Genomic DNA, 15,268 nt, shown 5'->3' on the forward strand with positions numbered 1-15,268 from the left:
ATTTTTATGTGTCATTTAATAAAATATCGTTTTCTACAGATTACAAGAAATCGGCCTATGATGTTCTGGGCACTTGCATTCCCAATGATTCTCGGCACACTGTTCTACATTTCCTTTGGAAATATCGGCATATCTGCCACCGGAGACTCCGACTGGGATCCGGTACCCGTTGCTGTTATCAATAAGCTTGAAACGAAGTCATCCGGTACATTTTTTGCAGATTTCCTTGACGCCATGAATGGGAGAGTTCTAGATATTCAAGACGTAAAGAATGAAAAAGATGCGAAAAAGAAACTGGAAAATGATGAGATTCTTGGAATCTACTATATAAAAGAGATCCCGTCTCTTACAATCACAAGAAATGGAGTCAGCCAAAGTATTCTGACTTCTCTTTTAAATACTTATAACCAGAATGCACATCTGTTCAAAGTAATTGCCAGGACTCACCCGGAACGTCTGTCTGATGCTGTTGCTTCCTTGCAGACGAATGGCAGTTTCATCACGGAAAAAAGTGTCGGCGGAAAAACATTAAATCCGACTGTATTGTATTTCTTCGCCCTGATTGCCTATGCTTGTATGTCCGGTGCATATCTAAGTATCGAAGCAGTACGTGATACCCAGGCGAACTTAAGTCCCTTAGGAGCCAGACGAAGTATCACCCCTTACCGAAAACAATTTCTTATTTTTATTGATATGTTGGTGCTGATTTTTATACATTTCATAAATGTAATGATTCTGACTTTTTATGTGAACTATATTCTTGACATTGACCTGGGAAATAATTATCTGGCTATCCTTGCCACGAATTTTATGGGAAGTCTCATCGGAATCTGCCTGGGACTCATGATCGGCTGCATCGGAAAACTTACATTTTCAGCAAAAATCGGCATCTGTACCTCCACAACTTTACTGACCGGTTTTTTGTCTGGTCTGATGTTTGGCAATATGAAAGATGTAATAGAACAGAATGCCCCCATTCTGAACCGTATCAATCCGGCGGCTGTTTTAAGTGATGCTTACTATTGCATCAGTGTCTACAATGACACGTTACGATACCAGAGATGTATGATTACTCTGCTGATCATGAGTATTCTTTTCCTTGGTATTGCATTCTTAGGAGTAAGGAGGGAACGTTATGACAGTATTTAAAGGATTTTTGACAATTACAAAAAGAAATCTCGGATATGTTTTCATGTATATTATCATTTTTCTCACAATTACAATTGCTGTACAAAAAAGTGAACTTACAGATACCGATAAAATGTTTGAACAGACAAAACTCGACATTGCAGTCATTGACCATGACAAAAGTCCGGTGTCCGAAGCCCTGACCGATTATCTGGCTTCCCGGCACAATCTGATTGATATTCCGGATACCAAAACTGCCATTCAGGATAACCTGTTCTATCGGCACGTCTATTATGTATTGACGATTCCAAAAGATTTCACTCAAAGCTGTAAAAGCAAAACTGCAAGTCTTACCGTCACAAAAGTTCCGGGCAGTACAAGTGGTTACTATGTAGACAGTCAGGTCAATGCATGGGTTCAGGAAATGCATATGCTTCTTGCCTCCGGTTATTCAGCCGAAGATGCCACTGTAATGCTTAATGAGGCTATGACAGAAGAATCTCATGTAACGATGCTGGATCAGAACGGATATGGTGGAAATATTCCGATGCACGCATACATGTATCAGTATATGCCTTACATTATCCTGTCCATTCTATGCTATGTCATTATAACAATCATGATGTCATTCAACAATCCAGAAGTCCGCTCACGAATACTGTGTACTTCCATTTCCAACCGGAAGTACAACCTGCAGCTTGCGCTCGGCTGCACAGTCATCGGACTTGCCGTCTGGTTTTTATGCACACTCCTTCCAATCATATTGTATGGGAAAACCTTTCTGGCAGACACAAATCTTACATACTATCTAATCAACAGTTTTATGCTGTCTCTGTCCGCATTAAGCCTGGCATTCTTTGTCTCCACATTTACGGACAAAGAACAACTGATCAGTGCAGTCGTCAATGTGGTCAGCCTTGGAATGTCCTTCCTGTGCGGAGTCTTCGTCAGTATGGATATTCTCGGAAAAAGTGTACAGAAAATTGCCCAGTTTCTTCCGGTCTACTGGTACGAAGTTGCAAATAACCTGCTGAAAAGCCACAACACATTCAGTGGAACACAGATTCACACCCTGTACACCTGCTACGGCATACAACTCCTCTTCGCCCTCGCATTCTTAAGTCTCGCCCTCATTGCAGGCCGTATGAGACGTCAGACCGCATAATTTACATTTATATAAACGGGAAGAAGCCCCTGATGAACTTAATCATCAAAGGCTTCTTTTACTTTATCCATAAATCCTTTTTTCTTCTTTTCCGGCTTTTCTTTCTCACCGTCATTTTTTCCTGCCTGATTTAGTGTATTTCCCGCCAGTTCATCGAACTTACGAAGTGCTTCTTTTGCCTCATGGCTCAACTTCTCCGGTGTCTGGATCACCAGTGTTACATAGTGATCACCGCGAACCTGCGGATTACGAAGTGATGGAACACCCTTTCCTTTCAAGCGCACTTTCGTATCTGTCTTAGTACCTGGTTTCACATTGTAGATAACTTCTCCATCTACTGTCTTGATGCGGATATCTGCACCAAGTGCTGCCTGTGCAAAGGAAATCGGAACCGTTGAGAAAATGTGTACATCCTGACGCTGAAAAATTGGGTGTCTGGATACTGTGACCTGAACAAGAAGATCTCCTCTTGGTCCGCCATTCACTCCCGGTTCACCTTTATCACGAATTCTTACACTCTGTCCGTCATCAATTCCTGCCGGAATCTTGACAGAAATCTTCTTCTTACTGGAAATATATCCTGTACCGGCACAATCCGGACATTTCTCACGAATAATCTTACCAGTTCCGTGACAATCCGGACAAGTCTGTACATTCTGTACCATACCAAACAGTGACTGCTGGCTGTATACAACCTGACCTTTTCCGCCGCACTTTGAGCATGTCTCCGGAGTCGTTCCTGGTTTTACACCTGTTCCATTACATTTTGGGCATGGATCCTTTAAAATTACATCAAGTTCCTTCTCACATCCAAATACCGCTTCTTCAAAAGAAATTCTTACAGTCTTGCGGATGCTTGCCCCCTTCATCGGTCCCTGGCTGCGGCCTCTGCTTCTTCCACCGCCAAAAATATCGCCAAAGATATCACCGAAAATATCGCTAAAATCAGCGCCATTAAAATCAAAGCCGCCATATCCGCCGGCTCCTCCTGCTCCACCTTCAAATGCTGCATGACCAAACTGATCATACTGACGTCTTTTTTCAGGGTCGCTAAGTATAGCATATGCTTCCGAAGCTTCTTTAAACTTCTTCTCCGCCTCTGCATCTCCCGGATTCATATCCGGATGATACTTTTTGGCAACTTTACGATATGCCTTTTTCAAAGTCGCTTCATCGACATCCTTACTGACGCCGAGAACCTCATAGTAATCTCTCTTTGCTTCTGCCATTACTTTCTCTCCTTAACAAAAGGAAGTTCCGCGAAACCTGACCTCCTTAAAATCCAGTCACATTCCGCGGAACAGCCTTCGCATTCGATGCGGTATTATTCCGCCTTTTTATGCTTTAGACTTCTTTATAATCTCCGTCTACTACATCGTCTCCCTGGAAACCGTCTGGTGCCGGTCCTGCCTCTGGTCCTGCCTGAGCACCTGCTCCCTGTGCTCCCTGTGCAGCTGCTCCTGCCTGCTCATACATCTTTGTGAACAGTTTCTGAGCACTTTCAGAAAGCTTCTCTTTACCAGCTTTAATCTCAGCAATCTGAGCGTCTGTAATATCGTCCATATTTACTTTTTCAAGAATCTCTTTCAGTGCTTTGCAGTCAGCCTCTACACCAGCTTTATCGTTAGCATCCAGTTTATCTCCAACTTCCTGGATAGCTTTCTCTGTCTGGAACACTAAAGCGTCTGCCTCATTCTTTGTATCGATTCCCTCTTTACGTTTCTTATCTTGAGCCTCAAATGCTGCAGCCTCTTTTACAGCCTTATCAATCTCATCATCAGACATGTTAGATCCTGCTGTAATTGTGATGTGCTGCTCTTTACCTGTTCCAAGGTCTTTTGCAGATACATTTACGATACCATTGGCATCGATATCGAATGTAACCTCAATCTGCGGTACTCCTCTTGGAGCTGGTGCGATTCCATCAAGCTGGAATCTTCCGAGAGACTTGTTGTCTTTTGCGAACTGTCTCTCACCCTGTACAACATTGATGTCAACAGCTGTCTGGTTATCTGCTGCTGTTGAGAAAATCTGGCTCTTCTTTGTAGGAATTGTTGTATTTCTCTCGATCAGTCTTGTAGCAACTCCACCCATAGTCTCGATAGACAGTGACAATGGTGTTACATCAAGAAGAAGGATATCTCCAGCGCCTGTATCTCCGGCAAGTTTACCACCCTGAACAGATGCTCCAAGTGCTACACATTCATCTGGGTTCAGAGATTTGCTTGGCTCTTTACCTGTCAGACGTTTTACTTCTTCCTGTACAGCAGGGATACGTGTTGATCCACCAACAAGAAGTACCTGACCAAGTTCAGATGCTGTAATTCCTGCATCAGACAGAGCTCTCTGTACCGGCTCAGATGTCTTCATAACAAGATCATGTGTCAGCTCATCGAATTTAGCTCTTGTAAGATTCATATCAAAATGCTTCGGTCCTTCAGCAGTTGCTGTGATGAACGGAAGGTTGATGTTTGTTGTTGTTGCGGAAGACAGCTCTTTTTTCGCTTTCTCTGCAGCTTCTTTTAATCTCTGAAGTGCCATCTTATCTGTAGATAAGTCAACGCCTTCCTGTTTCTTGAACTCAGCAATCATGTAGTCCGTAATCTTCTGATCGAAATCATCTCCACCAAGTCTGTTGTTACCTGCTGTTGATAATACTTCGATAACTCCATCACCAATCTCAATAACAGATACATCAAATGTACCACCACCAAGGTCATATACCATGATTTTCTGCTCATTCTCATTGTCAAGTCCATAAGCAAGTGCTGCTGCTGTAGGCTCATTGATGATACGTTTTACATCAAGTCCTGCAATCTTACCAGCATCTTTTGTTGCCTGACGCTGAGCATCGTTGAAGTAAGCAGGTACTGTGATAACAGCCTCTGTTACTTTCTCTCCTAAGTATCCTTCTGCATCTGCTTTCAGTTTCTGAAGGATCATAGCTGAAATCTCCTGTGGAGAATATTTCTTATCATCGATTGTTACTCTGTAATCAGATCCCATCTCTCTCTTAATAGAAGAGATTGTTCTCTCTGCATTCGTAACTGCCTGACGTTTTGCAGGCTCACCAACAAGACGCTCACCTGTCTTTGTAAATGCTACAACTGATGGTGTTGTTCTTGCTCCTTCTGTATTTGCAATAACTGTTGGCTGTCCACCTTCCATAACTGCTACACAGCTGTTTGTTGTTCCTAAGTCAATACCAATAATTTTGCCCATGATCTATTCCTCCTTAATTTGCTACCTTTACCATACTGTGTCTCACTACTGAGTCACGATACATATAACCTTTCTGGAACTCTTCTGCGACTTCATTCTCTCCGAAGTTTTCATCTTCCACATGCATCACTGCATTATGGAAATTCGGATCGAACTGATTGCCAAGCGCCTCTATCGGCTTAACCTCAACGCTCTCCAGAACTGTCATAAATTGTTTGTAGACCTTTTCCATTCCCTGAATGAACGGGTCTTCTTTTTTCTCTTCCGAAACTGCATCTAATCCTCTTTCGAAGTTATCTACCACCGGGAGAATCTTCTCTATGATATCTTTCGCTCCTACTTCGTACATCTGGGATTTCTCCTTTTCTGTACGTTTGCGGAAGTTATCAAACTCTGCCATCTGACGAGTAAGTCTGTCTGTCAGTTCTTCAATCTTCTCGTCCTTTTTGTCTTTCTTATCCTTCTTGCCGAAGAATTTTTTTGAAGCTTTTTCTTCTGTCTGATCCTCTGTCCCTGCTTCCTGTTCTTCAGAAGCTTCTTCTGTCTTGGCTTCTTCTGCTTCATCTTTTGAAGCTTCTGCCTCTTTCTTTGCCTCTTCTACGGCTTCTTTTACCATATCTTCCTGACTTTTCTTTTCTTTATCTTCCAAGGATCAATTCCACCTTTCTATTCCTCTTTATGAAACATCTGATCCAGTTCACTCTGGAGACGCTTCATTGACTTTAACACATTCTCATAATCCATTCTTTTCGGTCCGATAATACCTATCGTTCCCTTTACACCGTCCCCTAATTCATAAGTGGCGGTGACAACACTGCAATCTTTCATAGTCTTCACCGGAGCCTCATCTCCGATATATACCTGAATGCCTGTGTTCTCTTCATTGGATAAAGTCTGCGTAACGAGATCTGTAAGCTGCTGCTTTTCTTCGAATGCACTGATAATTTCCTGTGCACTCTGCTTATCACTGAGTTCCGGATATTTAAAAATATTTGTTGCACCGCTTGTGTAGATCTGCATGTCTTCATCGACCTGAATAACTTCTGCAACTGCATCCAATACATTCCCCACAACCTCGCTGTGGATTCCGGCTCCTTCTTTCAGTCTCGCGATCAGTCCAAGATTAATCTCTTCTATAGACATGCCATTAAGTGTTGTGTTCAGAAGCATGTTGAGTTTTAACAAGTTCTCATTGTTGATTGGCTCATCTACATGTATGATCTTATTCTTGATCACATTTCCATCAAGCACGATCACTGCAATCATCTGTTCCTCATCAACCATCGTAAGCTGTATGAACTTAATCCGGTTGCGATTATTCATCGGTGAAGAAACCAGTGTCGCATAGTTCGTACTGTTCGCCAGAACTTTTGCTGCCTGTTTCAGAAGCTGATCCATCTTATCTGCTTTCTCAAGCATCTGATCCTGCATCTCACTTAGTTCCTGTTCTTTCTGCTCCATCAGCATATCTACATAGAGTCTGTAGCCTTTGTCCGAAGGAATACGTCCAGCAGACGTATGAGGCTGTAAAATATATCCAAGTTCTTCCAGATCCGCCATCTCATTACGAATGGTTGCTGAACTTAAGTTCAGATCCGTGTACTTGGAAATTGTTCTGGAACCCACCGGCTCGCCTGTCTCCAGATAATTCTTAATGATTGCCTGAAGGATCTTTAATTTTCGTTCGCTCAGTTCCTGTTCCTGAATCATCATATGCCTCCTTCTTTCGGATTTGTTAGCACTCATTATATTGGAGTGCTAACACCTTTCGACTATTAATGTATCACTCGATTTGACTTTTGTCAACAACATTTCTTACTTTTTTGTGAAATAAATATGAAGAAAAATAATCTTTCCATTATACGAAAGAAACTGACAGATGCAATTGGGAAAAATTGCATCTGTCAGTTTCTTTTTTTATTACAGATTTAAATTCTTTTGTTTTCAGCTACTTTGATTTTTTATATTAGCTTAACTCGATCTTCTCTGCCTCTTCTGGCTTGAAGTCGTTCTGTAAATCGTAGATGTTGTGTCCTGTAGACTCGGTCAGAACCTTTCCTTTGTAAGAATAGCAGCGAATAAATCTCTGCTTGTCAATGCTTGACCAGTGCTCAACATCCCATGTCAGATATCCATCTGCATCAGATTTCTCTCCTTTAAGATAAATGTCTACCTGACGTCCGGATACCATAATGTCGATAAGTCCCTGTGTTCCGTCTACTTCTACTTCTGTTTTGTTTACTGAATCGTATACCTTCATTTTATTTTCCCTCCTGATAATAACATACACTCTGGCGCCACATTTCTGACGACAGTACAGATTCTGCTTCGATTATACGTTTTCTCTATAAAAAATTCAAGCTTTTCTATGAATTCTTCTTTAAAAACTCCATCCATTCTTTTATTTCTTTTTCATGTCCGTTGTCACTCGGCTCATAAAATTTTGCTTTTTGGATTTCGGAAGGCATATATTGCTGTTCCACATAGTGGTTCGGATAATCATGTGCATACTTGTAACCCACACCATGTCCAAGTTTTTGTGAACCTTTATAATGAGCATCCTGCAAATGCGCCGGCACCGTAGTTTTATAATTTCTTACATTTTCCATAGCGGCACTGATTGCTTTGACTGCCGCATTACTCTTTGGTGCTGTTGCCACATATGTCACTGCCTGAGATAAAATGATCTGGGATTCCGGCATTCCGATCCGCTCTACTGCCTGGGCTGCTGCCACAGCCACTTGTAGCGCCATCGGATCTGCATTTCCAACATCTTCCGATGCACAGATCATGATCCTTCTGGCAATAAATTTCACGTCCTCCCCTGCATATAGCATTTTTGCAAGATAATATACTGCCGCATCAGGGTCTGACCCCCTCATACTTTTGATAAATGCAGAAATCGTATCGTAATGATTGTCTCCTGTCTTGTCATAGCGCACTACACGTTTTTGAATACACTCGGACGCCACGTCAAGTGTAATATGGATCTTTCCGTCCGCACTTCGCTCTGTCGTGAGAATCCCGAGTTCAATAGCATTCAATGCATTTCTCGCATCTCCTCCTGCAATGTCTGCAAGGAACTCCAGTGCTTCCTCGTCAATTTCCGCATGATAGCTTCCCATACCTTTTTCCTGATCATAGACTGCCCGCTTCAAAAGTGTTTTGATATCTTCTTTTTCAAGCGGATGAAGTTCAAAGATACTGGAACGGGAAATTAATGCTCCATTGACCTCAAAATAAGGATTCTCCGTGGTAGCTCCAATCAGAATAATTGTTCCGTCCTCCACAAATGGAAGCAGATAATCCTGCTGTCCTTTGTTAAAACGATGAATCTCATCTACAAAAAGAATGGTCTTCTTCTGATACATGCCCAGCGTCTCTTTCGCTTTCTGTACCACTTCTTCCATATCTTTCTTGCCTGCCACCGTTGCATTGATCTGGGTGAATTCTGCACTTGTCGTATGGGCAATCACTTTCGCCAGTGTCGTCTTACCGGTTCCCGGCGGCCCATAAAAGATAATAGAACTTAACTTATCTGCTTTGATTGCACGGTACAACAACTTGTCTTTTCCAATAATATGCTGCTGTCCTACCACTTCCTCCAGCGTTGTCGGCCGAAGCCTGGACGCCAGCGGTGCCTCCTGATCCATATTTTTCTGTCTTGCATATTCAAACAAATCCATGCTTTTTCTATCTCCATTCTTCCTGATTTCTTCTGGTTTTCCTTACTCAAGAATCAGTTTATCTACTGTCACAAATTCAAAGCCTTCTGCCTTTAAAAGATCTACGATCCGAAGCGCCGCCTCTACCGATGATTTATAACAATCATGTAATAAAATAATATCATTCTCCTTCGCCTGCGGCACTACTTTATTCACAACTTCATCTATATTTTCCGTAGTCCAGTCCAAAGGGTCTACCGTCCACATGACAGGTAATACGTCCAGATAATTCTCCAGTTCTCTCTTCCAGACTCCAAAGGGCGGACGGATATACTGCACGCGCTGTCCGGTAATTGCCGCAATCAGCTCATCAGTCTTGTTAATTTCATACATTGCTTCTTCATCAGAAAGTTTCGTAATCTCAACATGATGATACGTGTGATTTCCAATTAAATGTCCTTCTTCATAGATTCGTTTCACAATATCCGGATAGGTCTCAACATTTTCTCCTACTAGAAAAAATGTTGCCTTCACACCTCTCTCTTTTAATCCGTCAAGAAGTGCCGGTGTGCACACACTGGGTCCGTCATCAAATGTAATGGCAATCTGAGGCAGCTCTGTCTGTATCTGCTCATTCAAAATCCGGGATATTGTTTCCCGTGTTTCTGACTCAATTTGCAGATTTGAATCTCGTCTGTTCGTTTTTGATTCTTTCTTATTAATATCAATTGTTTGCATTGTTTTCATAGAAATTCCTGAAACATTTAAAACAACTATCATTGCCAGACACGCTGTAAGAATCTGTATCACTTTTTTTAATTTCCATTCTTTCATAATAAAGAGACCTGTTACCTTTGCACTACCAGTCTCTTTATATATATGAAATCCTGCGCTTTATTATTTTTTCTTTTTCACCTTTTTCTTCTTTTTCACACTGTAGCCAAATGTTCCAAGTGATTTTCCAAGATCAAAATATTCCCCGTGGGAATATGCCAGAAGTCCTGTTTTGTTCAGTGCAAATTTTCCATTATCCTGCATGAACCGGTCATCCACCTGCACGCCGGTCACTTTTGCAAGAAACATGTGATGTGAACCCAACTCTTCAACTTTCACGACCTGACACTCAATATTGACTGGGCTTTCCTCAATTATCGGAGCATAGATAAGTGTCTGAGCATTTCCGCGAGTCAGATGCATTTCACTCCATTTGTCCACATCTCTTCCTGAACGCACCCCGCACCAATCCGTCGCTTTTACCAGATCTTTTGTCGTCAGGTTCACTACAAATTCTCCGCTTTCCCTAATCAAATGATAAGAATATCTCGTCGGACGCACGGATATATATAACATTGCCGGATTTGTACAGATTGTCCCTGTCCATGCAATTGTAATGATATTGTCATGCCCTTCTTTGTCCGCACAACTTACCATAACCGCCGGGAGCGGATACACCATATTCCCCGGTTTCCATAATTCTTTTCCCATAGTATGCTATCCTTTCTACATCTGCTGCATGGTCTCGACCAGCACTGGTATCAGCTGTTTCTTTCTGGACACAACTCCTTTTAATATCAGACTCTTTGCATTATCCGGAAGATCAAATGCGCTGAGGGCAATTCCTCTCGCACCAGTTCCCACACACAAAAGCTCCGTGGATTCTGCCAGAATATCTGTCAGCATAAAATAAATCATATTCAGGTTATGTGCTTCCAGTACCTTTGGCAAATGCTCCGTCATCATATCACGAATAGCTGCCAGTTCTTCTTTGCTCATGGACGTGATCTGTCCTACACCAAATATCGTGTCGTTGACTGTAAACTGCTTGAAATCCTGGAAACAGATATCCTCTGCACTCTTGCCTTTCAAGTTGCTTCCTGCATTGAACATTTCCTGCGCCATCTGCTCCAGGTCAATATCTGAAATTTTTGCCAGTTTTTTCGCAGTCCTTTCATCTAACGGCGTACAGGTCGGTGAACGGAACAATAATGTATCCGAAATAATTGCGCCACATAAAAGCCCGGCAATCTCTCTTGGAACTTCGATCTCATTCTCCTCATACATCTGGTTAACAATCGTCGCCGTGCATCCCACTGGCTGATTACGGAACGTAATCGGGCTGACTGTCTCGATATCTCCAAGTCTGTGATGATCAATAATCTCAATGATTTCTGCTTCCTCAATTCCATCAACTGCCTGTGACCGCTCGTTATGATCCACTAGGATTACTTTTTTCTTGCTGGCACCGAGGAAACGACGTCTGGAAATGAATCCTTTAAATCTGCCATGACGATCCAGAATCGGGAAATCGCGAAAACGCTTTTTCGCCATAATATCTTTAATATCATCAACATAATCATTCATCCGGAACATAGTCAGTGGTCCAGAGGTCATATAAAACTTCACCGGAATGCTCTGATTAATCAGTCTTGCTGTCGTAAATGTATCATACGGAGTCTGAATGATCACTATACTCTGTTCTTTTGCCTTCTGAATCAATTTCGGAGAAACTTCTGCATCTTTGCAGATAACCATACAGCTGGCATCAATATTCACGGCACATGCCTGCGCTTCCTCAAGATCTCCTAATATCACCAGATCGTCCTTTTCAATAAACTCTTCCATAAGATTCGGACTTGAGGCTCCGATTGCTACTTTTCCTCTCATAAAATACCCATGCTCATTACCTGTTATCATTGTACCGTCCAGTGTCTTGACAATATTCCGATATTGGGTTCTCGCTTTTGATAATATCTCACTATCATACACATCCATATAAGATTTTGCAATATCTCCGGTAGATACAACTCCTACCAGCTCATCATCCTTCACGATTGGCAGTGTCTTTGCCTGCTCCTGCCGCATACGCTCCCATGTATCACGAATGGACGCATTGGGCTTAAGCCCCGGCATCTCGTGAATATCCAGATCTCTCACTTGAAGTCTGACATCTGTAAGAAGCTTGGGAGCCTCTACCCCAAAACGATCCAGTACATAAGCAGTCTCATCATTCACATGTCCTGCCCGCTTTGCCTCATGAACCTGTCCGGTTACTTTCTGCCTCAGATCTGCATAGGCAATCGCGGAACAGATAGAATCTGTATCCGGATTCTTATGTCCGATCACATAAATCTTTTCTTTTCTCTTTCCCATATATATCACCTTATAATCTTCTTGCTAATTCGAGCAGTCCATATCGGTTTTTCTGATTGCATCCGGCTATACTCATCATTTTTCCAATAATTCGTATATCTCACTCGAACTGTTACTTATTTTCTACAACATATTCTAACATAGTTAATTTTCTTTGTACAAGCAGTTTATTTATGCTATACTAAAAGCAACAATTTTACTGATAGGAAGGAATATACTATGAGCGAAGAATTCAACGAAGAAAATGTAACTATGGCAGATTTGGAAGATCATTTTGATGATGCAAATCCATGGAATGTAGTTCAGTCCTACCTCGAAAAAGGAACTGTGCTCCCTGTAAAAATCGAAGGAATTGTAAATGGCGGTGCTATCGCAATGGTAGAAGGAATCCGTGGATTTATTCCTGCTTCCCGACTTTCTTTATCCTATATCGAAGATCTGGAATCTTATCTGTTAAAAGATATCGAAGTTCAGGTCATTGATGTGGATCAGGCAAATAACCGGCTGGTACTTTCCGCCCGTGAACTTCTCAAAGAAAAAGAGAAAAAAGAGCGTGAAGAAAAAATTGCAAACATCAAAGTAGGAAGCGTTCTTACCGGAACCGTAGAATCCCTCCAGAACTACGGTGCATTTGTACGTCTGGAAGACGGACTTTCCGGACTTGTACACGTTTCCCAGATAAGCCAGAAACGTATCAAATTCCCAAAAGATGTCCTGAATGTAGGTGATGAAGTTCAGGTCAAAGTCATCGGTGTCAAAGATGGCAAGATCAGCCTGAGCATGAAAGCTCTTGAGGAAGCCATCCAGGAGGAGGAAGAAGTTAAGGTCGAGATTCCAAAGAGCGAAGACATCGGAACAAGCCTTGGCGATCTTTTCAAGAACATCCAATTATAAAACTTTTCATTTACTTGCAAAACTAAAAAAGGAACATTCCCGTAATCTTTATAATTCGGCGATGTTCCTTTTTTTGATCTCTTATTACCTTTATAGACGTTATTTTCCCGCTTCTTTTTCAAGATTCTGTATCCACAATGCTACACACGCATCACTTGGCATTCTCCAGTCGCCTCTCGGAGATAAAGCGACTGTTCCGACCTTCGGACCGTCCGGCAGGCAGGACCTCTTAAACTGCTGTGAAAAGAATCTCCAGCAAAATGTACGAAGCCATTTATAAATTGTCTCGTCGTCATACTCCCCGGCAAAGGAAAGCTTCGCAATCCGGTAAATCTTTCCTGGCTCATATCCCATTCTCAGGAAATAATACAGGAAAAAGTCATGAAGTTCATATGGCCCTACAAGATCTTCTGTCTTCTGCGCGATTTCACCGTCTTTTGGCGGCAGAAGCTCCGGGCTTACCGGCGTATCAAGCACATCATAAAGCACTTCTTTCAATGATGGATCCTCACAAGTGTCTGCATAATAATGAACCAGATGTCTGACCAGCGTCTTTGGCACGGAAGCATTTACTCCGTACATAGACATATGATCTCCATTGTAGGTCGCCCAGCCAAGTGCCAGTTCTGACATATCTCCGGTTCCGATTACAAGTCCTCCAGTTTGATTGGCAATGTCCATAAGCACCTGTGTCCGCTCCCTCGCCTGTGAATTTTCATAAGTTACGCTGTGGTCTTGTGGGTCATGTCCGATGTCTTTAAAATGCTGCATGACTGCATCACCGATCCTGACTTCTCTCAGAGTTGCTCCGACTTTCAGAGACATTTTACATGCATTCTGATACGTTCTGTCTGTCGTTCCAAAACACGGCATGGTGACTGCCGTAATACCGCTGCGCTCAAGTCCCAGTGCATCAAATGCCTTGGCTGTCACAAGCAGTGCCAATGTAGAATCCAGACCTCCGGATATTCCAACTACTGCACTTTTTGCATGAGTATGTGCAAGCCGCTTTTTCAGTCCCATCGCCTGAATTGTTAAAATCTCCTCACAGCGCTTTGCCCTCTCCTGATCATCACGAGGAACGAATGGTCTGGACGGAAATGTTCTTGTAAGAATAGTTTCTGTCTGTTCTAATCCAAACGGAATCCTCGGAAGTACATGTTCCTGTGTCTCTGTAAATGTCGTATTTTTTCTGCGTTCATTCGCAATTTTCTGTACATCAAATTCTGTATAAATAATCCCGTTCGAAAATCTCTTCGCCTCTGCCAGAATCGTTCCATTTTCCGCGATCAGATTATGTCCGCCAAATACAAGATCTGTAGTCGATTCACCTTCTCCTGCGTTGGCGTAGATATACCCGCTGATCAGCCTTGCAGACTGCCCAGAAATTAATGCCTCCCGGTAAGAAGCCTTTCCAATCGTCTCATCACTGGCCGAACAGTTAACGATCACAGTCGCTCCCTCTCTTGCCGCCTCAATGCTCGGTGGAACTGGTGACCACACGTCCTCACAGATTTCTGCTGACACGATCAGATTAGCCATCTGATTTTCCACAAATAAAAGCTGGGGTCCAAATGGAATCTCTTTTCCGCCAAACAGAATTTTCTCTGCTTTTTTCGGTCCCGGACGGAACTGGCGCATCTCATAGAATTCCCCATAATTGGGCAGAAAGCTCTTCGTTGTGAAACCTAATATATTTCCATGGTTCAAAGCCGCTGCTACATTATAAAGTTCCCCGCCAACTGCAATAGGGACTCCCACAAACACAAGCGCATCCAGATTTTTTGTATGTTCTGCAATTTCTACAAGTGCTTTTTTCGCACTATTTAATAAAATATCCTGAAGGAAAAGATCACTGCATGTATATCCTGTAATACAAAGCTCCGGAAATACAATAATCTTGGCACCTGCTTCTGCTGCCTCATCCATCTGCTTTATAATCTGCCCTTTATTGTAATCCACATCCGCTACCCGGATATCCGGTGTTGCTGCCGCGACTTTTATAAAACCATGTCTCATAATCTTCCTCCATATAAATTTACAT

Annotated in this window: 13 protein-coding genes; 3 read left to right on the plus strand and 10 right to left on the minus strand. The window is 42.4% G+C overall.

Annotated features, from left to right (window positions below; translation table 11 throughout):
• Positions 1 to 6: 6 nt before the first annotated feature.
• Together LI149_RS02050 and LI149_RS02055 are read left to right on the plus strand one after the other, a co-directional pair.
• Positions 7 to 1,149, plus strand: a complete 1,143-nt coding sequence (locus tag LI149_RS02050; protein ID WP_173786383.1) for an ABC transporter permease — start codon at positions 7 to 9, stop codon at positions 1,147 to 1,149.
• Positions 1,136 to 2,293 carry an ABC transporter permease gene (locus LI149_RS02055; protein WP_173786384.1) on the plus strand — a complete coding sequence of 386 codons (1,158 nt, stop codon included), beginning with the start codon at positions 1,136 to 1,138 and terminating at the stop codon, positions 2,291 to 2,293. Before LI149_RS02050 ends, LI149_RS02055 begins: the two co-directional genes overlap by 14 nt.
• A 38-nt stretch (positions 2,294 to 2,331) precedes the next feature.
• Here LI149_RS02055 and dnaJ read toward each other — a convergent pair whose 3' ends face one another.
• From dnaJ to LI149_RS02100, 9 genes are all read right to left on the minus strand, one after another.
• Positions 2,332 to 3,522 (minus strand): molecular chaperone DnaJ, encoded by a 1,191-nt coding sequence (gene dnaJ, locus LI149_RS02060; RefSeq protein ID WP_168934072.1) that lies wholly within the window; start codon positions 3,520 to 3,522, stop codon positions 2,332 to 2,334.
• Positions 3,523 to 3,637: 115 nt separating this feature from the next.
• The gene (dnaK, locus tag LI149_RS02065; RefSeq protein ID WP_005331515.1) at positions 3,638 to 5,515 is read right to left on the minus strand and encodes a molecular chaperone DnaK; all 1,878 of its coding nucleotides are present in this window, start codon (positions 5,513 to 5,515) and stop codon (positions 3,638 to 3,640) included.
• A gap of 13 nt (positions 5,516 to 5,528) precedes the next feature.
• Positions 5,529 to 6,164 carry a nucleotide exchange factor GrpE gene (gene grpE, locus LI149_RS02070; protein WP_227142915.1) on the minus strand — a complete coding sequence of 212 codons (636 nt, stop codon included), beginning with the start codon at positions 6,162 to 6,164 and terminating at the stop codon, positions 5,529 to 5,531.
• Between the two features lie 17 nt (positions 6,165 to 6,181).
• Positions 6,182 to 7,225 (minus strand): heat-inducible transcriptional repressor HrcA, encoded by a 1,044-nt coding sequence (gene hrcA, locus LI149_RS02075; RefSeq protein WP_117613201.1) that lies wholly within the window; start codon positions 7,223 to 7,225, stop codon positions 6,182 to 6,184.
• 256 nt (positions 7,226 to 7,481) lie between these two features.
• Positions 7,482 to 7,775, minus strand: a complete 294-nt coding sequence (locus LI149_RS02080; RefSeq protein ID WP_005331523.1) for a hypothetical protein — start codon at positions 7,773 to 7,775, stop codon at positions 7,482 to 7,484.
• Between the two features lie 106 nt (positions 7,776 to 7,881).
• Positions 7,882 to 9,201, minus strand: coding sequence for a replication-associated recombination protein A (locus LI149_RS02085; RefSeq protein WP_005331524.1), 1,320 nt, complete (start codon positions 9,199 to 9,201; stop codon positions 7,882 to 7,884).
• 42 nt (positions 9,202 to 9,243) lie between these two features.
• On the minus strand, positions 9,244 to 10,014 hold the full coding sequence (locus LI149_RS02090) for a polysaccharide deacetylase family protein (RefSeq protein ID WP_227142916.1): 771 nt from the start codon (positions 10,012 to 10,014) through the stop codon (positions 9,244 to 9,246).
• 63 nt (positions 10,015 to 10,077) lie between these two features.
• Positions 10,078 to 10,665 carry a flavin reductase family protein gene (locus tag LI149_RS02095; RefSeq protein WP_005331528.1) on the minus strand — a complete coding sequence of 196 codons (588 nt, stop codon included), beginning with the start codon at positions 10,663 to 10,665 and terminating at the stop codon, positions 10,078 to 10,080.
• Between the two features lie 15 nt (positions 10,666 to 10,680).
• Positions 10,681 to 12,330, minus strand: a complete 1,650-nt coding sequence (locus LI149_RS02100; RefSeq protein ID WP_227142917.1) for a putative manganese-dependent inorganic diphosphatase — start codon at positions 12,328 to 12,330, stop codon at positions 10,681 to 10,683.
• 219 nt (positions 12,331 to 12,549) lie between these two features.
• On the opposite strand from LI149_RS02100, the gene LI149_RS02105 reads away from it, so the two are divergent.
• Entirely contained in the window at positions 12,550 to 13,224 is a 675-nt protein-coding gene (locus LI149_RS02105) for a S1 RNA-binding domain-containing protein (RefSeq protein ID WP_005331537.1), read from the plus strand.
• A 99-nt stretch (positions 13,225 to 13,323) separates the two neighbouring features.
• Here the strand turns inward: LI149_RS02105 and LI149_RS02110 are convergent, their stop codons facing one another.
• On the minus strand, positions 13,324 to 15,243 hold the full coding sequence (locus tag LI149_RS02110) for an NAD(+) synthase (protein WP_227078360.1): 1,920 nt from the start codon (positions 15,241 to 15,243) through the stop codon (positions 13,324 to 13,326).
• Positions 15,244 to 15,268 lie beyond the last annotated feature (25 nt).

It is taken from the genome of Dorea sp. 210702-DFI.3.17 (genome assembly GCF_020560825.1).
Classification (GTDB): Bacteria; Bacillota; Clostridia; order Lachnospirales; family Lachnospiraceae; genus Dorea; species Dorea formicigenerans.

What these genes read in the sequence shown, in the direction of transcription:
- LI149_RS02110 (WP_227078360.1), bottom strand. Translation starts at nt 15,243, where the DNA reads ATGAGACATGGTTTTATAAAAGTCGCGGCAGCAACACCGGATATCCGG.
- LI149_RS02080 (WP_005331523.1), bottom strand. Translation starts at nt 7,775, where the DNA reads ATGAAGGTATACGATTCAGTAAACAAAACAGAAGTAGAAGTAGACGGA.
- LI149_RS02095 (WP_005331528.1), bottom strand. Translation starts at nt 10,665, where the DNA reads ATGGGAAAAGAATTATGGAAACCGGGGAATATGGTGTATCCGCTCCCG.
- dnaJ (WP_168934072.1), bottom strand. Translation starts at nt 3,522, where the DNA reads ATGGCAGAAGCAAAGAGAGATTACTATGAGGTTCTCGGCGTCAGTAAG.
- dnaK (WP_005331515.1), bottom strand. Translation starts at nt 5,515, where the DNA reads ATGGGCAAAATTATTGGTATTGACTTAGGAACAACAAACAGCTGTGTA.
- LI149_RS02085 (WP_005331524.1), bottom strand. Translation starts at nt 9,201, where the DNA reads ATGGATTTGTTTGAATATGCAAGACAGAAAAATATGGATCAGGAGGCA.
- LI149_RS02055 (WP_173786384.1), top strand. Translation starts at nt 1,136, where the DNA reads ATGACAGTATTTAAAGGATTTTTGACAATTACAAAAAGAAATCTCGGA.
- LI149_RS02105 (WP_005331537.1), top strand. Translation starts at nt 12,550, where the DNA reads ATGAGCGAAGAATTCAACGAAGAAAATGTAACTATGGCAGATTTGGAA.
- hrcA (WP_117613201.1), bottom strand. Translation starts at nt 7,225, where the DNA reads ATGATTCAGGAACAGGAACTGAGCGAACGAAAATTAAAGATCCTTCAG.
- LI149_RS02100 (WP_227142917.1), bottom strand. Translation starts at nt 12,330, where the DNA reads ATGGGAAAGAGAAAAGAAAAGATTTATGTGATCGGACATAAGAATCCG.
- LI149_RS02050 (WP_173786383.1), top strand. Translation starts at nt 7, where the DNA reads ATGTGTCATTTAATAAAATATCGTTTTCTACAGATTACAAGAAATCGG.
- LI149_RS02090 (WP_227142916.1), bottom strand. Translation starts at nt 10,014, where the DNA reads ATGAAAGAATGGAAATTAAAAAAAGTGATACAGATTCTTACAGCGTGT.